The sequence below is a fragment of the Kribbella sp. NPDC023855 genome, from assembly GCF_040639475.1.
GTDB lineage: Bacteria > Actinomycetota > Actinomycetes > Propionibacteriales > Kribbellaceae > Kribbella.
This window is the reverse complement of the sequence record NZ_JBFAAA010000007.1, coordinates 137826-154680: the sequence shown is the minus strand read 5'-3', so window position 1 is coordinate 154680 and position 16855 is coordinate 137826. Positions and strand designations below refer to the sequence as shown.

19 protein-coding genes are annotated in these 16855 nt (G+C 68.4%); 8 read left to right on the top strand and 11 right to left on the bottom strand.

Annotated elements, in window-relative coordinates; all coding sequences use genetic code 11:
• Positions 1–47: 47 nt before the first annotated feature.
• The 3 genes from AB0F51_RS24750 to AB0F51_RS24740 are packed head-to-tail and all read right to left on the bottom strand — an operon-like array spanning position 48 to position 3590.
• On the bottom strand, positions 48–1535 hold the full coding sequence (locus tag AB0F51_RS24750) for an FAD-dependent oxidoreductase (protein ID WP_360283775.1): 1488 nt from the start codon (positions 1533–1535) through the stop codon (positions 48–50).
• Between the two features lie 52 nt (positions 1536–1587).
• A complete protein-coding gene (locus AB0F51_RS24745) occupies positions 1588–2634 on the bottom strand; it encodes a polysaccharide deacetylase family protein (protein ID WP_360283773.1) in 1047 nt (348 codons plus the stop codon).
• Positions 2631–3590, bottom strand: a complete 960-nt coding sequence (locus AB0F51_RS24740) for a hypothetical protein (RefSeq protein ID WP_360283771.1) — start codon at positions 3588–3590, stop codon at positions 2631–2633. Before AB0F51_RS24740 ends, AB0F51_RS24745 begins: the two co-directional genes overlap by 4 nt.
• Positions 3591–3804: 214 nt before the next feature.
• Between AB0F51_RS24740 and AB0F51_RS24735 the strand changes: the two genes are divergently transcribed.
• A complete protein-coding gene (locus tag AB0F51_RS24735; protein WP_360283769.1) occupies positions 3805–4629 on the top strand; it encodes a sigma-70 family RNA polymerase sigma factor in 825 nt (274 codons plus the stop codon).
• On the opposite strand, the gene AB0F51_RS24730 is transcribed toward AB0F51_RS24735, so the two are convergent.
• Entirely contained in the window at positions 4612–4908 is a 297-nt protein-coding gene (locus AB0F51_RS24730; protein WP_360283767.1) for a hypothetical protein, read from the bottom strand. The two genes, AB0F51_RS24735 and AB0F51_RS24730, sit on opposite strands and share 18 nt — an antisense overlap.
• 142 nt (positions 4909–5050) lie before the next feature.
• On the opposite strand from AB0F51_RS24730, the gene AB0F51_RS24725 reads away from it, so the two are divergent.
• The 4 genes from AB0F51_RS24725 (at position 5051) to AB0F51_RS24710 (ending at position 7292) form a co-directional block, all read left to right on the top strand.
• Positions 5051–5524 carry an Hsp20/alpha crystallin family protein gene (locus AB0F51_RS24725; RefSeq protein ID WP_360283765.1) on the top strand — a complete coding sequence of 158 codons (474 nt, stop codon included), beginning with the start codon at positions 5051–5053 and terminating at the stop codon, positions 5522–5524.
• Positions 5493–5879, top strand: a complete 387-nt coding sequence (locus tag AB0F51_RS24720; RefSeq protein ID WP_360283763.1) for a hypothetical protein — start codon at positions 5493–5495, stop codon at positions 5877–5879. The genes AB0F51_RS24725 and AB0F51_RS24720 overlap by 32 nt, the downstream gene beginning before the upstream one ends.
• 78 nt (positions 5880–5957) lie before the next feature.
• Entirely contained in the window at positions 5958–6374 is a 417-nt protein-coding gene (locus AB0F51_RS24715) for a CBS domain-containing protein (RefSeq protein ID WP_360283761.1), read from the top strand.
• 201 nt (positions 6375–6575) lie between these two features.
• Entirely contained in the window at positions 6576–7292 is a 717-nt protein-coding gene (locus AB0F51_RS24710; protein ID WP_360283759.1) for a GAF and ANTAR domain-containing protein, read from the top strand.
• An 8-nt stretch (positions 7293–7300) separates the two neighbouring features.
• Here the strand turns inward: AB0F51_RS24710 and AB0F51_RS24705 are convergent, their stop codons facing one another.
• The 4 genes from AB0F51_RS24705 to AB0F51_RS24690 form a co-directional block, all read right to left on the bottom strand.
• On the bottom strand, positions 7301–7792 hold the full coding sequence (locus tag AB0F51_RS24705; RefSeq protein ID WP_360283757.1) for a GAF domain-containing protein: 492 nt from the start codon (positions 7790–7792) through the stop codon (positions 7301–7303).
• Between the two features lie 322 nt (positions 7793–8114).
• Positions 8115–9287 carry a zinc-dependent alcohol dehydrogenase gene (locus AB0F51_RS24700; RefSeq protein WP_360283755.1) on the bottom strand — a complete coding sequence of 391 codons (1173 nt, stop codon included), beginning with the start codon at positions 9285–9287 and terminating at the stop codon, positions 8115–8117.
• Between the two features lie 8 nt (positions 9288–9295).
• Positions 9296–9727, bottom strand: a complete 432-nt coding sequence (locus AB0F51_RS24695; protein ID WP_360283753.1) for a DUF4383 domain-containing protein — start codon at positions 9725–9727, stop codon at positions 9296–9298.
• 146 nt (positions 9728–9873) lie between these two features.
• A complete protein-coding gene (locus AB0F51_RS24690; protein ID WP_360283751.1) occupies positions 9874–10662 on the bottom strand; it encodes an SDR family NAD(P)-dependent oxidoreductase in 789 nt (262 codons plus the stop codon).
• A 62-nt stretch (positions 10663–10724) separates the two neighbouring features.
• On the opposite strand from AB0F51_RS24690, the gene AB0F51_RS24685 reads away from it, so the two are divergent.
• Both AB0F51_RS24685 and AB0F51_RS24680 read left to right on the top strand, forming a co-directional pair.
• Entirely contained in the window at positions 10725–11336 is a 612-nt protein-coding gene (locus AB0F51_RS24685) for a hypothetical protein (RefSeq protein ID WP_360283749.1), read from the top strand.
• 29 nt (positions 11337–11365) lie between these two features.
• Positions 11366–12247 (top strand): SDR family oxidoreductase, encoded by an 882-nt coding sequence (locus AB0F51_RS24680; protein ID WP_360283747.1) that lies wholly within the window; start codon positions 11366–11368, stop codon positions 12245–12247.
• Positions 12248–12251: 4 nt separating this feature from the next.
• Here AB0F51_RS24680 and AB0F51_RS24675 read toward each other — a convergent pair whose 3' ends face one another.
• Both AB0F51_RS24675 and AB0F51_RS24670 read right to left on the bottom strand, forming a co-directional pair.
• The gene (locus tag AB0F51_RS24675) at positions 12252–12704 is read right to left on the bottom strand and encodes an SRPBCC family protein (RefSeq protein WP_360283745.1); all 453 of its coding nucleotides are present in this window, start codon (positions 12702–12704) and stop codon (positions 12252–12254) included.
• Between the two features lie 38 nt (positions 12705–12742).
• Positions 12743–14296 carry an NAD(P)/FAD-dependent oxidoreductase gene (locus AB0F51_RS24670; RefSeq protein ID WP_360283743.1) on the bottom strand — a complete coding sequence of 518 codons (1554 nt, stop codon included), beginning with the start codon at positions 14294–14296 and terminating at the stop codon, positions 12743–12745.
• Positions 14297–14449: 153 nt separating this feature from the next.
• Between AB0F51_RS24670 and AB0F51_RS24665 the strand changes: the two genes are divergently transcribed.
• Positions 14450–15328 carry a manganese catalase family protein gene (locus tag AB0F51_RS24665; protein WP_360283741.1) on the top strand — a complete coding sequence of 293 codons (879 nt, stop codon included), beginning with the start codon at positions 14450–14452 and terminating at the stop codon, positions 15326–15328.
• Positions 15329–15378: 50 nt separating this feature from the next.
• Here the strand turns inward: AB0F51_RS24665 and AB0F51_RS24660 are convergent, their stop codons facing one another.
• Positions 15379–16842 carry an aminotransferase class I/II-fold pyridoxal phosphate-dependent enzyme gene (locus AB0F51_RS24660; protein ID WP_360283739.1) on the bottom strand — a complete coding sequence of 488 codons (1464 nt, stop codon included), beginning with the start codon at positions 16840–16842 and terminating at the stop codon, positions 15379–15381.
• Positions 16843–16855 lie beyond the last annotated feature (13 nt).

The window sequence follows — 16855 nt, the reverse complement described above, 5'->3', positions numbered from 1 at the left end:
TATGACGAGCCGCAGCAAGGCGCAAGATGTGGCGTGCCGCTCGGGAACTAGGAGCGGTCGAGGGGTTTGGTGGCGGGGCCGTAGAGGACGCTTCCGTCGTACGAGAAGCGCGAGCCGTGGCAGTTGCAGTCCCAGCTGGTGTCGGCGTTGTTCCAGTTGAGGGGGCAGCCGAGGTGGGTGCAGGTGGGCTTGACCGCGTGCAGCTGACCGTCGGGGTCCCGGTAGGCGCCGACGGTTTTGCCGTCGATCTCGAAGAGTCCGCCCTGGCCGACCTCGAGGTGATCGAGCCCACCGTGCAGGGCGCGGCTCAGGTGGCCGGCGGCGAAGTCCATGCCGACCTTCGCGTTGTCCTTCAGCAGTTTGGCGACCGCCTTCACATCGCCGATCCGGCCGGCGTCGTACAGGCCACCCCACGGGTCGGGGCGGCCGGCAACGAGTTCGCGAAGGATGCCAGCGGCAACCATTCCGTTGCTCAGGCCCCATTTTCGCATGCCGGTGGCAACCATGATCGCGTCGCTGCCCGGCGTCTTGCCGACGTACGGGAGTTGGTCGGGCGTGCTGTAGTCGTGGGCGGACCAGCGGTACTCGGGCTGGCACGGGTAGTTCCAGGTCGAGCTGACCCAGTCGGTCAGGCTCTGGTAGATCGCCTCGGTGTCCTCTTCGCTGCCGGTTTCGTGACCGCCGCCGACCACGATCAGGCCGTTCGGGCCGCCACCCGGCCAGGGCCGGGTCGAGCGCACGGGCGAGTCGATCGAGATGGCCATCCCGGCCGGTGCCTCGACCGGCAGCCGGACGGCGATGCCGTGCGACTGCTGCGGACGCGTCTTGGCGAAGTACCCGCCGATCAGCCCGATGGGCAGCAGGGTCGCGATGACCGCGTGCCGGGCGCGGACCTTCGGACCGCCCTGGGTGCTGACCAGTACGCCGTCGTCCTCAGTGTCGACGTCGGTGACTCTGGTCTCCTCGAAGATCTGCCCACCCGCCTCGGTCAGCGCCTTCGCAATCCCGGCCAGGAACTTCACCGGATGTAGGTGGAGCTGGTTGTCGAAGCGGAGCGCGGCGACCGCGGGCAGTCCGAGTTCTCGCTCGTCGGTCAGGTGCGCGGGCAGCCGCAGCGAGATGGCCGCCTCGGCTTCCCGCTTGATCTCGTCCTCCGACTCCGTCGAGTAGACGAAGGCCGGTGCCCGGGTCAGCTCGCACTCGATCCCGTGCGTCTGGACCAGCGCGGCGACCTGGTCGATCGCGGCCTGGTTGGCCTCGGCGTACAGGCCGGCCTTGTCGTGGCCGTGGCGGTCGAGCAGGTCCGCGTAGATCGCGCTGTGCTGGGACGTCACCTTGCCGGTGGTGTTCCCACTCGTCCGGGTGGCGATCCGGCCGGCTTCGACCACGATGACGTCGGCGCCGTCCTGAGCCAGCAGCAGAGCGGTGGTCAGGCCGATCCACCCGCCACCGACCACGACCACGTCAGCTCGCTGATCGCTCAGCAACGGCTCGTACGACGGAACCTCTGCGGTAGCACTCCACACGGAAACCATGCTCGGCCGGTACCCGCCACCGACCACGTGATGCGCTGTGGCCGCGGCGAATTCAGTACCAGGTCGCGCGGCCGCGGAAGGCCGGCCCGATCTCCGGCTTCAGCGAGCGCGGTGCGGTGATGCGCCCCGCAGTGCCGGAGGCAACATATTTGAGCTCCGGCTGGGCCGCGAGCCGGTCCAGCCAGTAGCCCAGCTCGAGGTCCCCGTCGCCGCGATCGTGCGAGCTGCAACGGATCCGGGGCACCGCCATCGGGTCGAACGCGCGATGAAAAGGCGAGTGGGACGGCTCGGCACCGACCAGCATGACCCCCAGATTCCGGTACGCCGTACCGCCACTCCCGCCACGAGCCAGGACGCGGGAATCCCGCGGATGGACGCCGAGCGGGAGAGCCAGCGTGCGCGCGGGCGAACGCGGGGTCGCCTGGCTCACCAGCGCGGCCAGCTTCCCGATCTCGGCCTCGGCCTGCGCCGTGGTCAACGACCCCAGATTCGGATGGCTCCAGGTGTGGTTGCCGATCTCGCAGCCCAGCTCGGTCAGCCGGACCAAGGCCCGAGTCGCGGCCGAGCCGTTGAGTCCGAAGGGAGATTTGTTGATGTAGAAGGTCGCGACTGCGGGGAAATCGGGATGCCGCGCATGGAAGCTCCGGAGAATGCCCAGAGCGCAGTCAGGCGCGACCTGCCCGCTCGAGTCGAAGGTGACCTGACCCGGCGTGCTGTCGTCGAAGGTGAGCACGACCGGCGTCTTGCCGGCCGGGACCGAGCCCAACTCGCCGAGGACCAGGTCGATCGCGCGGATCGGGTAGTAGTTCTCGCGGTGCAGCCGCTCGAGTTCCTGGCGGAAGAACGCCGGCGTCATGTCGTAGCTCCCGACCGGCCCGGATCCTGTCACCAGCCGGTGGTGCATGAGCACCGGGATCTGGCCCAGCTCGTTGGCGCGAACCTTGGCGACGGCCGGCTTCGGAGTACGGGGTGATGTGGTGACGCGTGGTCGGGCAACGGCGGAGTCCACGACCACCGGGGCGGTGTCAGGAGCTGTGTCGGCGCATCCGCCCACCACTGTCGAGGTAGCTGCCAGGGCGAGGAAGCGTCGCCGGTTCACTCGTAGATCACCAGCTCCGGGCGTGGCCGCACGGCCAGCACCTGCGCGGGCGTCATCAGGGCGCCGTGCCGGGTGTCCTCGGTGTAGAAGAGTTTGAAGCCGGTGCGGATGCCCTTCGGGAGCCCGGTGGTCAGCCCGCGGTACGTCGCGAGCTTCTGGCCCTGATTGCCGATGCCGTCGACGGACTTCACCATCGCCACCCCTGGGTGGGCGCGCAGCGAGGCCTGCTGATGGACGATCGGCTTGCTGAGCTGGTGGAAGACGAAGAGCTTCTCCGGCAGCCGATGGGTGGCGACGAGCGTGGACAGGTACGCGGCGACACTGTTCAGCTCGGCGCCGGAGGTGCGACCGAAGACGCGACCCGGCACCTGCCCGGGGCCGACCTGCCACTCCGGGTCGAGGGCCAGTCCCACATCGGGCTGCTTGAGCCAGGGCTCGAGCCGGCGTACCTCGTCGAGGGGTTTCGCCTGGCCGGGTTGCACGTCCAGCATCAGCAGCATCTTGTGCTTGCGGGCGACGGCCAGATAGTGGTCGATCTGCCGCGGGTCGATCCGTGACCGGTACTTGCCGTCCTTGCCCGGTGCGCCCTGGGCGACCACGACGATCAACTCCATCACCGGCAGCGCCTGCCGCCCGGCCCGGTACGACGCCGCGAGGCGCTCCAGCCGTCGCGCGCGCTCGTCGAGATTGCTGTCGAGCGGACCGAGAGCCGGTGAGCCGGGGGTGCCGACGAAGGCGACGAGTTGGTAGGTGGGGAAGAGCTGACGGCCCCCGCGAGGCAGCTGCGGAAGCGGCTGCGGGGTCGCCCGCGGCTTGGGCGCGGCCTCCCGCGCCGGCGCGGCGGCGGGCCGATTGACCAGCTGCTCGGTCGGCGGCTGGTCCGGCTCGACATCGCTGCAGCCGGTGAGGCCGGCCGTGACGGCGAGGACGAGAAGGCAGCACGCGGACTTCGACATACGGGGACCTTGCTTTCGGGAGAACTGAAACTAGTCTCGAGGCAACGTCTCTGTACCCACTTGGCCACCCACTGTAGTCGATCGCTCCGGGTCGACACGCCGTTGCCGAGCGTAAGCATGCATGTGGTTTCGGTAGTGGGGTACGAAGGGGGAACCAACCTGACCGTGGTCCAGAGGTGGGCTACGCCGTGACTATTCGTCGCGAGGTCAAGCCATGGTTACTCTCAGCACCACCCAGCCGGTGCCAGTCCAGTGTCACTCCGCCGAAGATCGCGCGGCGCGCGAGGCGGCGACCCAGGAACTGTTCCGGCGCAGGGAAAACAGTACCGATCAGGTCGAGCAGCGGGAGCTGCTGGAACAGGTCGTCGAACTCAACATCGAGATCGCCCGCGGGATCGCCCAGCGGTTCCGTAGCCGGGGCGCCGAACCCGACGACCTCGAACAGGTCGCTTACCTCGGGCTGGTGAAGGCGGCCCATCACTATCGCCTGGACGCCGACACGCCGTTCATCGGTTACGCCATCCCCACCATCCGCGGGGAGGTGAAGAGGTACTTCCGTGACTGTGCGTGGACGGTCCGGATCCCGCGCAGGCTGCAGGAACTGCAGGGCACGATCGGGACGAAGGTGCCGGCGCTGGAGCAGGAGCTGGGCCGGGAACCGACGGTCCCCGAGATCGCGGAGTACGTCGGTCATGAAGTGGCCGAGGTGGAGCAGGCGCTGGCCGCGCGGGGCTGCTTCAACGTGCTCTCGCTCGATCGTCCGCTGCCCGCCGGCGACGGTCTCGCACTCGGGGATCTGGTCGCCGACGAGGAGGACGACTCGATCCGTCAGTTGGAGGCGATCGACATGCTGCAGCCGGTCCTGGAGGCGCTCGGCCCCCGGGAGCGACGGGTGCTGGAGCTGCGGTTCGTCGAGGGGTGGACGCAGTCCGAGATCGGCAAGGACGTCGGCATCAGCCAGATGCAGGTCTCGCGGGTGCTGCGTCAGGTGCTGGAGAACCTGCGCAACCGGCTCGGGCCGTCACTTTCGGCTGCTTGACCCGCGCTTCTTCGCCAGGATGACGCCGCCGACGACCACGATCGGGATCAGCAGTCCGAAGAACAGCCACGGGATGCCGTTCCAGTCGTCACGATCGCCGTCGCGGGCACCAGGGCCGTCCTCGGCCGGACTCGGTGAAGTCGCCGAGTCCGCGCCGGGGACGGCGGCGGCGACCACCGCGCCGTCGCGATCGGGCGCGGCGTTCGCCGGGGGCTGAAGGAGCGCGCACACGGCCGTCACCAGCGCGAGCAGCAGACCGAGTCGGTGGAGTTTGCTCATGCCCGTGCGGTACCCAGCGAACCCGGGCTGGAATCGCCATGTCATCGCCTCGATGACAAACCTCTTGTCATCGAGCCGATGACGCGATATAACCAGTACTGCGTATTGACACCGACAAGGCGACTGCTCGGGAGGTGGAACGATGTTGATGCGCACCGACCCGTTCCGTGAGTTCGAGCGGCGGGCCCGATCGGCGGCCGGCGCCTCCGCGCGGGGGACCTGGTCGCGGCCGGCCCCGTTGCCGATGGACGCTTACCGGGCGGGCGACGAGTACGTGATGGTCTTAGATGTGCCCGGCGTACCGGTCGAGGCGATCGAACTGAACGTGGAGCGCAACGTCCTGACCGTGAAGGCCGAGCGCCGGCCGACCGACGTGCCCGAGGGGGTCGAGCTGCAGGCGGCCGAGCGTCCGCTGGGCGTCTTCTCCCGGCAGCTGTTCCTCGGTGACACGCTCGACCTGGAGCGGATCGAGGCGGGGTACGAGAACGGCGTACTGACTGTGCGGGTCCCGGTGGCCGCGCCGGCCGGACCGCGCCGGATCAGTGTGAACGGGTCGACGTCCGAGGCGAGGCAGGAGCACACCGATGAAGCTGTTGTTCGAGTTCCGTCCAGTTGAGCACCTGGAAGCCAGCGTCGACTACTACCGCGGGCTCGGGCTGGACCCACTCGGCTGGCCCGATGACGACACCGCGCTGCTCGGCCCGAGCGGCGGCGACCCGACCATCGTGCTGATCCGCGACCCCGCCGAGGCCGCTCTGGGCTGCGGCGGCGTGTACGACGTCGGCGATGTCGATACCTTCTTCTCCGACCACCCCGAGCTGGACTGGCTGATCGCCCCGGTGAGCGGATCGCTCGGCCGGTACGCCGTGTTCGCCGACCGCACCGGCACCTGTATCCGGCTGCTCGATCCGGATCCGCACCTCGGGTCGGCCGCGGGATTCACGTCGACTCTGTACGCGATCGCGGGCTGAATCGGCGTTTTCGCTCGGCCAGGGAGGGGAACCACAGAACCACGGAATCAGGCCAACAGAGCGTGGGAGTGGTTTTCGATGACGAAAGCACGGGATCTGATGACGGCCGGCGCGGAATGTGTCGGCGAGAACGAGACGCTGGTGGACGCGGCCCGCAAGATGCGGGACCTCGACGTCGGGGCGTTGCCGATCTGCGGTGAGGACAACCGCCTCAAGGGCGTGCTGACCGACCGCGACATCGTGGTGAAGTGCATCGCCGACGGCGGTGACCCGAGCCAGGCCACGGCCGGCCAGTTCGGCCAGGGCAAGCCTGTCACGATCGGCGCCGACGACAGTATCGAGGAAGCGCTGGCGACGATGACCAAGCACCAGGTCCGCCGGCTGCCGGTGATCGACGGCCACGACCTGGTCGGCATGCTCGCCCAGGCGGACATCGCCCGGTCCATGCCGGAACAGGCCACCGGCGACACCGTCCAGGAGATCTCCCGCAACTGACCGCCTTTCCAGCGATCAGCCGCGCGAGCTGGTAACCGATCTCGCCCGCGACCAGCGGGCGAGATCCGTGCGCGCTGAAGCCGAGGGTTTGCTGGAACTGCGGTCGCTGGATGCGTGACCGTTTGCGTCTTCGGGGGCAGAATGGTGACGCCGGGTCACGGCGGCCGGGCGAGTACCTTGACTGGCCCTGGAAGGTGTCCAGTGACCACTCCTTCAAGCAGCGTGGCCACCGCTGAAGTCTTTGCCCAGCTGGCCCAGGATCTCTACCAGCTCTCCGGTGTCGAGCAGACCGCCGCTGCCGTCCTGCGAGCAGGTAGTCAAGTCATCAACTGCACGCATGCCGGCCTGCTACTCAAGGGCCGTCGTGACAAACTCCTAGCCGGTCCAACGACCGGCAAGATCGTTGACACCGTCAACCAGTTGCAGATCGAGCAGCACCGCGGCCCCGCCCGCGATGTGCTGGTCGGCCAGCACATCGTGCTGGTGCATGACACTTCCACCGAAGACCGCTGGCCGGAGTGGGCCGGCGCTGCGGCCGACCTCGGATTGCGCAGCCTCGTGGCGTTGCCGTTGGCAACCCATGACGGAGTGCTCGGTGTCTTGGAGTTGTTCGGTACCGAGCGCGCCGCGTTCTCACCCTGTGACGTGGAGACCGCCCATGCCTTGTGTGGACATCTCGCGGTCGCCCTGCGGAACGCCCGGCAGGAAGAGACTTTGCGCGAGGCGATGGAGTCCCACAAGCTGATCGGTCAGGCAATGGGCATCTTGATGGAGCGCTACGGCATCGACGCCGACCAGGCTTTCGCCGTACTGCGCCGCTGTTCGCAGGACCGCAACCTGTTGCTCGGGGACATCGCGAACCAGTTGATCCACACCGGCCGGCTACCCGAAGGCACCCGGGTGCCTCTGCACCTCTGACCGTTCACTCAGTTGCGGCCTGATCTGGCGAGGGCCCTGGTCGCGTGGGCCGCGAGCAGGTCAGCGCAGGGTTGCGCCGCAGCGTCGAAGGTCGCCGGACGGTCGGAGTACAGGGTCAGTACGCCGAGGGTGACTTCGCCTTCGCGCAGTGGGATGGCCGCGCTGGCCCTGAAACCGAACCGGGCAACGCGGGTGCTCCAGCCCGGCCAGCGATCCTCGGTCGCGGTATCGGCGACTACACAGGCGCCATGAGCTTCCAGGCACGCGCAGCAGGGGCCTTCTCCGGTGTCGAGCTGCCACTGGTCGGCCTCTTCCACCGCAGGATCGGTCGCGCCGACCTCGGTGAGCCGGTCATCCCGGCACAGGAGAAGCCCGACGTGTTCGCAGTGCAGACAGACCCGGGCCAGCTGCTCGAGGGTCGCGAAGATCTCCCCGACCTCGACCTGGCCCTCCAGCCGGCCGGCGGCCGCCGCGAACTCCCGCGCCTGTTGCCCGTGCATCTCCTCGACCGATCCGCTGTGCTTCTTTCTCTGGCGGTACCCCGCAGTGAAACCAGGCTGGCGCGACGAAGTTTGCCGGTCAAGATCCGCGGCTACCGGCTGGTGATGACAGCAGAACCGAACCCCGCGGATCCCTTGTCGCTCCCGCCGGAGAACGATCCGAGCCGCGCCGCGGAGCCCACGCCGATCGAGCCGCTCGGCCGCCCGTCCCCGAGCGAACCCGCCGGCCCGCCACTGCCCGATCCGGACCTGGACCCGGACCCCGGCCCGGACCCCGCGCCGGAACCTGAGTCCGGGCACGGGGCGTCGGGAGCAGAAGGGGTCACGGACGGAACAGGATCTTGACGGCGCCGTCCTCCTTCTTCTGGAACTTCGCATAGGCCGCCGGCCCTTCGGCGAGCGGGACATGGTGGGTGGCGAAGTCGTCCACGCCCAGCGGGTCCTCGTCGGTGAGCAGCGGCAGGATCTGGTCGGTCCAGTTCCGCACGTTCGCCTGACCCATGCGGAGCTGGAGTTGCTTGTCGAAGATGGTCAGCATCGGCAAGGGATCGGCCATCCCTCCGTAGACCCCGCTGAGCGAGACGGTGCCACCACGGCGTACCAGGTCGATGGCCAGGTACAGCGCGGCGAGACGGTCCACGCCGGCCGTCGTCATCAACTTCTCCTGCAGCTTGTCGGGCAGCAGCCCGGCGAGTTGCTGGCCGGCCTTGGCGACCGGTGAGCCGTGAGCTTCCATGCCGACGGCATCGATCACGGCATCCGGCCCCCGACCGTCGGTCATGTCGCGCACCTTGGCCGCGACGTCGTTGCTCAGGGCCAGTACTTCGACGCCGCGCGCCGCCGCCCGCCCGAGTCGCTCCGGCACCAGGTCGACACCGATCACCCGGTAGCCACGATGCAGAGCGATCCGCGAGGCCATGTCACCGATCGGGCCGAGCCCGACGACGGCGAGAGTTCCACCGTCCGGGACCCCGGCGTACTCGACTCCCTGCCAGGCCGTCGGCAGCACGTCGGAGAGGTAGACGAACCGGTCATCCGGAGGCCCTTCAGGCACCTTCACCGGCCCGTACTGCGCTTGCGGAACGCGCAGGTACTCCGCTTGCCCGCCCGGCACCTGCCCGTAGAGCTTCGTGTAGCCGAACAGCGCGGCGCCCGACCCGTGCTCGGTGACCTGAGTCGTCTCGCACTGCGACTGCAGGCCGTGCTCGCACATGAAGCACGTCCCGCAGGCGATCCCGAAGGGCACGACCACCCGGTCACCGGGGGACAGGTTCGTCACCTCGGAGCCGACCTCTTCCACGATGCCCATCGGCTCGTGCCCGAGCACGTCCCCGGCCTGCAGGAACGGCGCCATCACCTCGTACAGGTGCAGGTCGGAGCCACACAGGCCGGACGAGGTGATCTTGATGATCGCGTCGGTCGGCTGCTCGATCTTCGGGTCGGGAACCTCGCCGTACTCGATCTTGCGCTTTCCTTGCCAGGTCAGTGCTTTCAAGATGCTCCTCAGTGAGATGCGTGCGCCGCGGTGACGCGGCGGGTGAGGACGACGCCCAGCAGGACCATCGCGGCGCCGAGGACCAGGTGCAGCCAGTTGTCGGCCGTGTTGACCGGGACGAAGTTCGCCGAGCTCGACTGGTCGATCACCAGGCCGTAGATCCACAGCACCAGGTAGACGATGCCGCCGCCGAGCAGGTAGGTCTTCGCGGTGGCGGCGGACCGGGCCAGGGCCAGGCCGACCGCGCCGAACAGCAGGTGCACGATGTTGTGCAGGATCGAGACCTGGAAGATGCCCAGCAGCATGGCGTCGGAGTCGTGCCCGCCGAACGTCATCGTGTCGTAGTCGGTGGTGACGCCTGGGACGAATCCGAGGACGCCGACCGCAAGGAACGCCAGCGCGACCGCCAGCGCCGCCTTCTGGACCGCCGTGGCGGTCATGCTCCGTGATGTCGCGTCAGCCATCATCACGCCGTCCTTTCACTGCGACCGGTGAGGAACTCACCGACCGGGAGGCCGAAGCGGCACTCAGCCGCCCGGTTCCCGCGAAAACGGCGCCTAATCGCGGATTTCCGGCGCTGCCGCGGTCACTGATCCGGCTCCGAAACCTTCCGGTGCAGGGCGGCCTTGACCTTGTCCGGGACGACCTTGCCGGCCAGCTCCTGCGCCTTGGTCATCAGGGATTCGGCCACCACCCGGTCCTTGCCGGCCAGCAAGGCCTCGACGGCCTGCTTGGCCACCTCGGCCGGGTCGTCCTTGTCCGCTCGGCCGAGGGGCGTGTTGTCCATGCCGGCCCGGTGGAAGATGTTCGTCTCGGTCGGCCCGGGCATCAGCAAGGTCATGGTGACGGCCGAATCGGACAGCTCGTTCTGCAGCGCTTCGGTGAAGGACTGCAGGAACGACTTGGTGGCGTTGTAGACGGCCTGATACGGGCCGGGCATGGCCGCGGCGATCGACGAGGTCACCAGCATCCGGCCCGCGTCCCGCGCGGTCATGTCGCGCAGCAGCAACTTGGCCAGGTGGACCGTCGACTTGACGTTCAGCTCGATCATCCGCAGCTCGTCGGCCAGGTCGTTCTCGACGAACGCGCCGCCCAGCGCGACACCGGCGTTCAGAGCAGCGGCATCGACGGGGCGGGACGCGAGAGCGGAGTACAGGCGTTGTACGCCGTCCGACGTGGCGAGGTCGACCTTGACGGCTTCGACCTGGACGGTGGCCGGGCCGGCGGTTCGCAGCTCGGAGGCCACGGTTTCGACCGCGTCGTTCTCCGCCGCGATGACCAGGTCGTACCCGTGGATCGCGAACTGTCTGGCGAGCTCGAGCCCGATTCCGCTGGAAGCTCCGGTCACCAGGGCAAGAGGTCGGTTGTCAGTCATCTGCCCGCGGTACCCAGGCGGGAAAGCCCGCATGCGGGCTCGTGCGCTGGGTACCGGGTGGCATGCGCAGGTACCGGGTGGTTTGGTGCGGTCTGGGTGTTGTGCTCGCGGTGCCAGGGCTGGTCGCCGCGGTGCTGTTGTCGCGTCCGTCGACGTTGCTGATCGCGTTCTTCGTGATCGCGGCGGCGACCACGGGGCTGTCCGTCGGATTCGGTACGACGTTCGGGAGCGCGACGGGCGATGGCGGGGGACGGCTGCGGCAGGCATTGCTGGCCGGTGCTCTCGTGGCCGGCGCGGGCCTGGCGATGTCCGGGCTCGTTCAACTGCTCGGGAGTGCGGCGCTCCTGCTGTTCTTCCTGGTGCTGGCGACCTCGCCGCCGGTCATCTCGCGGCTGTTCCGCAAACGCGGGTTCCGGTCGAAGGATCGATCCCACGGGGCGGCCCAAGCGCGGGAGTTGACCACCTTGGAGCTGTGCCGGCAATGGCAGGACAGCTACCAGGCGTTGCGCGAGGCGCCGACCGTCGCCCTCCGGCTGCAGATCATCGAGGCTCGGGAGCACTGCCTCGACGAGCTCGAACGCCGAAACCCCGACGGCCTACAGGCTTGGCTGGCTTCTTCCGCCAGCGCGGCCGGCGATCCCAGCCGTTTCCTCACCGGCCCCGGTACCACCTGACATCCGACGACCAAGGGAGTTTCCCCGTTATGTCTGACCAAGACCCGACCAGCCGGTACCCGGGCCCGGAAGCCCAGGACGCGGAGCAGCTCGAGCATCCTGGTCTGAGTCGCGAGATGGATCTTCAGCCCGACTACGGCGAGAGCAGCTACAAGGGCAGCGGCAAGCTGACCGGCAAGCGCGCACTCATCACCGGCGGCGACTCCGGGATCGGCCGGGCGGTCGCGCTGGCGTTCGCTCGTGAAGGGGCCGACGTGGCCATCTCCTACCTGGACAGCGAAGAGGCTGACGCCCGCGAGACCTGCCGCTTGGTCGAGGAGGCCGGCCGGCGTGCGCTCGCCTTACCGGGCGACATTCGCGACGAGAGCCACTGTTCGAAGCTGGTCGAGCGCACTGTCAGCGAGCTGGGCGGACTCGACATCCTGGTCAACAACGCGGCGTACCAGATGTCGCAGGGCGGGATCGAGGAGATCAGCACCGAGCAGTTCGACCAGGTGATGAAGACCAACGTGTACGCGATGTTCTGGCTGAGCAAGGCCGCCCTGCCGCATCTGACGGCGGGCTCCACGATCATCAACACCACGTCGATCCAGGCCTACCAGCCATCGCCGGAGCTGCTCGACTACGCGACCAGCAAGGCGGCGATCCTCAACTTCACCAAGGCGCTGGCCCAGCAGCTCGCGCCGAAGGGGATCCGCGTGAACGCCGTGGCGCCCGGTCCGGTGTGGACTCCGCTCATCCCGGCCACGTTGCCGGCCGAGAAGGTCGACCAGTTCGGCGCGGACACGCCGCTCGGCAGAGCGGGTCAGCCCGCCGAGATGGCACCGGCGTACGTGTTCCTGGCGTCGTCGGACTCCAGCTACATCACCGGCGAACGCATCGGCGCCACCGGCGGCAAGCCGATGCCCTAGGACCCTAGTCCTGGCTCGGGTGTTTGGTGGAACCCTCCGCCATCAAGGCCAGGCGGCGGAGGGTCTCCGTGTTGCGAACGTGCAGGATCTGGTCGACCACGGAGTCCGGAAGCAGGGCGGCAGGCCCCTTCACGGTCTGCTCACGCATGACCAGGTGGCATTCACCATTCTGGTCGTTGGCAACGAACTCGACCCTGCCCTCGCCGGTCGGCCAGGCCCGCACCTTCAGCTGGAGGAAGCGCAGGGGCTCGTACTGCTCGACCGTCGTGCGGTCGTCGATGAGCAGCGGCCAGATCCCGACCGAGTGGTGGATGCTGTGGCCCGGCTGCGGCCAGCCCGGCTCCACATCGCGGATCCGGCAGGCGCCGACCACCCAGGAGGAGTAGGACCACCCGTCGGTGAGGATGGCAAAGACGTCCGCAACAGGCGCGTGAATCAGCCGCTCGTTCTCACTCATGCCCTCTGGGTACCCAGCGGCAATCATCGAGACCGGCGTCAGCGGGCGTGCGCCAGAGCTGCTCGGGCGGCGTTCGAACCGGGGGCTCCGTGGACTCCGCCTCCCGGATGGGCGGAGGCCGAGGCGAGATAGAGCGACTTGATCGCCGTCTCCGCCCGGCCGAGGCCTGGGAACGGCCGGAGTACGAGCTCCTGCCGGAGGCGTGACGTGCCGCCGTTGACGGCCCCGCCCACCAGGTTGGCGTTGCGGCGTTCCAGCTCAGGCGGTGTCATCACCCGCCGCGCGACGACATGCTCACGAAAGCCCGGTGCGTACTGCTCGATCCTCGCCTCTACCCGCTCGGCCATCAGCTCCGCGTCGCGGTCGTCCCAGGTGCCGCTGATGGTGCCGCCGACATCACCCCGGATCTTCTGAGGCACGTGGGTGTAAGCCCACACCGACTCGGTCCCCGCCGGAGACCGGGTCGGATCAGCGGTCGTCATCTGGCCCATCAGCAAGAACGGATTGTCCGGGATCTGCCCCGCGGAAAGCTGCGCCGACCAGCGCCTGAGGTCATCGACGGAGTCGGCGATGTGCGCAGTACCAGGGGAGAGCTCAGGCTTGTCCTTCCAAGGAATCGGCGCGTCGAGAGCCCAGTCCACCTTCACGGTCGCGGGATCCCACTCGAACAACCGCAGCCGCGCCTTGACGCTGGCCGGCAGGTCCTCGGGCGCGATCAACCGCCCGTAGAGCGCCGGCGCCGAGACATCCGCGAGCACCGCCCGCCCAGCCCCGTACTCCGTGCCGTCCACCGTCCGTACTGCGACCGCGCGACGATCCCGTACGACGACCTGACCCACCTCGGCCCCGCACACGATCGACCCACCACGAGCCACAAACCGATCGGCCAGAGCCTGCGACAGGCGGCCGGCCCCGCCGCGCGGTACGGGATAGCCGTACTGCTGCGCGATCATCACCAGCAGCCAGCCCATTAATCCCGACCCCAGGCCGGTCGGCGCGATGTCGGCGTGCTGCGAATTGGTCGTCAGCAGCAGTTTGGCCGCCTCGCCGGAGAACCGCCGGTCGCCAACCGAGCGCACCGGGCCAATCAGCAGGAGGAGGCGTTCCAGGCCGCGCCGCCCCAATAGACGACGCAGCAGCTCGACGCCAGCCTTGACCGGAGGAAACGGGTTCAGCAGGGCCGAGATGATCGCCGGGCCGACGCGTCGCCAGTCGGCGTACAGCTCGAGCCACGCCTGCCCGTCTCCCGGACTGAGCGCATCGAGAGCGGCGGCGGTGTCGCCGGGGTCGGGATGGACGAGGGCCCACCCGCCGCCGGGCAACGGATTGCCGACCGGGGACGGCGCGTTCGACCAGCTCAGCCCGTAGTCGCCGAGCTTCAGCGCCTTGATCGTCGGCGACACCGCGGCCAGCGGATAGAACGAACTGAAGGTGTCGTGCACATAAGAGCCGGCGACCTCGCGGGTACTGCGAACAGCACCCCCGATCGCGTCGTTCGCCTCGAGCAGGACGACCTCCCAGCCCGCGTCGGCCAGCAGATTGGCGGCGACCAGCCCGTTGGGTCCGGCCCCGATGACAACGGCATCAGTCACGGGAGGCCGGTACCCAGAGCATCACACCGCAACCGGCGGCCCGAGCTGCGCCAGAAAAACAGTGTGCTAGCCGAGAAAACAGTGTGCTCGGGGACGACTGCGAGCCCGGGCCGTGGGTACCGAGGCGCCTCCCCCGAGGAAGTGGAGAACCTGATGTTCCGTCATACCAAGCAACTGCAGTTCGAGGCGAAGCCGGAGAAGCCGGACGCGCTGTACGCGCGGAAGCTGCAGGAGCTGATCGGTGGTGCCTACGGTGAGATGACCGTGACCATGCAGTACCTGTTCCAGGGCTGGAACTGCCGGGTCGAGGGCAAGTACAAGGATCTGATCATGGACACCGCGACCGAGGAGATCGGTCACGTCGAGATGCTGGCCACCATGGTCGCCCGGCTGCTGGAGGGAGCTCCGGCGACGGCGACCGCCGAGGCGGTCAAGGACCCGGTGATGGCGGCGGTGCTCGGCGGTATGGATCCCCAGCAGGCGATCGTCGCCGGTGGTGGCGCGCTGGCGGCCAACAGCCAGGGCGTGCCGTGGAACGGTGCCTACATCGTTGCCAGTGGCAACTTGCTGGCGGACTTCCGGGCGAACGCGGCCGCCGAGGCGCAAGGCCGGTTGCAGACCGCCCGGCTCTACAACATGACCGACGACCCCGGCGTGAAGGCGATGCTGCAGTTCAACCTGGCCCGCGACACCGTGCACCAGAAACAGTGGCTGAAGGCGATCGAGGAGCTGGAGGAGGACGGTCTGGAGACGCCGATCGTGCCGAACGCGTTCTTCGACGAGGAGAACCAGGAGCACAACCACACGATCTGGGGCCTGTCCGACGGCACGGACGGACCGAAGGGTGGCTGGTCCGCCGGCGACGACCCGCTGGAGTACCTGACCGATCCCGAGCCGCTCGGCGCTCCCGGTACGGCGCCTAAGCCGGATCCCGCCCTGTTCGGGACCTACTCCACCCTGCAAGACCTCAAGGGCACGGTCAAAGGCAAGGCACAGGCGGCAGCGAAGAAGGGAAAGAAGAAGACCGACTAGTACTTCGGAATGATGGGTGGCCGCCGAGCCGGTCACCCATCGTCCCGAGATCAGTTCGCAACGACCCGGACCGTCTTGAACGACGGGTCAGCAGCGTCGGGCAGGGTCATGGTCGCCGCCACGCCGGAGCGGAGATAGTCGATCACTCCGGCGGAGATCCGCTCGCCCGGCACGATCGCGGGAATCCCCGGTGGGTACGGCGTGATCTGCTCGACCGCGATCCGCCCGACCGCCTCCTCGACCTGGACGATGTCCGGCCTCGCGAAGAAGGCTTCGCGGGGCAGCATCGCCTGCTCCAGTTCGAGATCGGCCGGCGTCGGCAGGACGACGGACTTCGGAGCCGGGAAAGAGGTCCGGGTCAGGTCGGCCAGGGCCGAGACCAGACGGTCGGCGTCGCTCTCGTCGTCCGCGAAGGTCAGCTGCGCCAGGATCCGCCGGTGGTCGGACAGCCCGACGTTGATCGCCTTCTGCTCACGCAGCCAGTCCGCGGTCTGGTACCCGGAGATGCCGGCGTCCAGTACGTCGATCATGATCTGCAGGCGATCCAGATCGTGTGACGCCTCTTCGGCGATCAGTTTGTCCTCGAACACCCGCAAGCCAGGCAGCGCGTCGATCTCCCCGCGAGTCGTCCGGGCCAGTTTCAGTGCCGATCCGAGCAGCTCGTGACCGTGCTCCACCATCTGGCGCCGCCAGCCGTCCATCGCGGCGTACAGCAGAACGTTCGGGCTGGTCGTGGACAGCAGGTCCTCGCTCTCCTGCAGCCGCACCGGGTCGACCAGGTCGCCCTGCAAGTGGAAGACCGAACCCTGCTCGAACCCGGCGCCGGCCTTGTGGATCGACACCACGCAGACATCTGCGCCGGCATCCATCGCCCAGGTAGGCAGATCCTCGTGGAACGGCAGGTGCGCTCCCCACGCCTCGTCGACGATCATCGGCTTGCCGTGCCGGTGGCTGACCTCCGCGATCGACTTCAGGTCACTACAGGTGCCGTACGGCGACGGGCTGGTAACCAGCACTCCGACCGCGTCGGGATGATCCCGGAACGCCTGGTCGTAGGCGTCCGGGGCAGGCGGGTGAGCCAGATGAAGGTCGGTGTCCCAGCGCGGGTGGACCCAGACCGGCTCGATCCCCGCGAGCACCAGTGCCGAGATCACCGACTTGTGCGCGTCGCGGCCGATCAGCAGCTTCTGACCGGGAGCGGCCACCGCCATCATCGCGCTCTTCACCGACAGCGAGCTGCCGCAGGTGGAGAAGAAGGCGTGATCGGCACCCACCGCGTCGGCCATCAGGTCCTGCGCCCGGCTGAGCACCTTGCCCCGTGACTTCCGGTCGTCCAGACCGCCCGTGGCCAGCACGTCGGAGCGGAACACGTCTGCGCCGAGCACCTTCAGAACCCGCTCGTCAACGCCCTTGCCCTGTTTGTGGCCGGGCGGCGAATAGTTGCTGTAGGCCCGTCGGTGGTACTCCTCCAGCGCCTCGAGTACCGGCGCGGAGGTCTGGTCCAGTTCGCTCATGACCGGGCGGTAC

Coding starts and splice junctions, on each gene's coding strand:
- AB0F51_RS24750 (WP_360283775.1), bottom strand. CDS start 1,535: ATGGTTTCCGTGTGGAGTGCTACCGCAGAGGTTCCGTCGTACGAGCCG.
- AB0F51_RS24715 (WP_360283761.1), top strand. CDS start 5,958: ATGACGAAAGCACGGGATCTGATGACGGCCGGCGCGGAATGTGTCGGC.
- AB0F51_RS24660 (WP_360283739.1), bottom strand. CDS start 16,842: ATGAGCGAACTGGACCAGACCTCCGCGCCGGTACTCGAGGCGCTGGAG.
- AB0F51_RS24695 (WP_360283753.1), bottom strand. CDS start 9,727: ATGACCGCCACGGCGGTCCAGAAGGCGGCGCTGGCGGTCGCGCTGGCG.
- AB0F51_RS24690 (WP_360283751.1), bottom strand. CDS start 10,662: ATGACTGACAACCGACCTCTTGCCCTGGTGACCGGAGCTTCCAGCGGA.
- AB0F51_RS24675 (WP_360283745.1), bottom strand. CDS start 12,704: ATGAGTGAGAACGAGCGGCTGATTCACGCGCCTGTTGCGGACGTCTTT.
- AB0F51_RS24685 (WP_360283749.1), top strand. CDS start 10,725: ATGCGCAGGTACCGGGTGGTTTGGTGCGGTCTGGGTGTTGTGCTCGCG.
- AB0F51_RS24730 (WP_360283767.1), bottom strand. CDS start 4,908: ATGAGCAAACTCCACCGACTCGGTCTGCTGCTCGCGCTGGTGACGGCC.
- AB0F51_RS24705 (WP_360283757.1), bottom strand. CDS start 7,792: ATGCACGGGCAACAGGCGCGGGAGTTCGCGGCGGCCGCCGGCCGGCTG.
- AB0F51_RS24740 (WP_360283771.1), bottom strand. CDS start 3,590: ATGTCGAAGTCCGCGTGCTGCCTTCTCGTCCTCGCCGTCACGGCCGGC.
- AB0F51_RS24725 (WP_360283765.1), top strand. CDS start 5,051: ATGTTGATGCGCACCGACCCGTTCCGTGAGTTCGAGCGGCGGGCCCGA.
- AB0F51_RS24680 (WP_360283747.1), top strand. CDS start 11,366: ATGTCTGACCAAGACCCGACCAGCCGGTACCCGGGCCCGGAAGCCCAG.
- AB0F51_RS24735 (WP_360283769.1), top strand. CDS start 3,805: ATGGTTACTCTCAGCACCACCCAGCCGGTGCCAGTCCAGTGTCACTCC.
- AB0F51_RS24720 (WP_360283763.1), top strand. CDS start 5,493: ATGAAGCTGTTGTTCGAGTTCCGTCCAGTTGAGCACCTGGAAGCCAGC.
- AB0F51_RS24665 (WP_360283741.1), top strand. CDS start 14,450: ATGTTCCGTCATACCAAGCAACTGCAGTTCGAGGCGAAGCCGGAGAAG.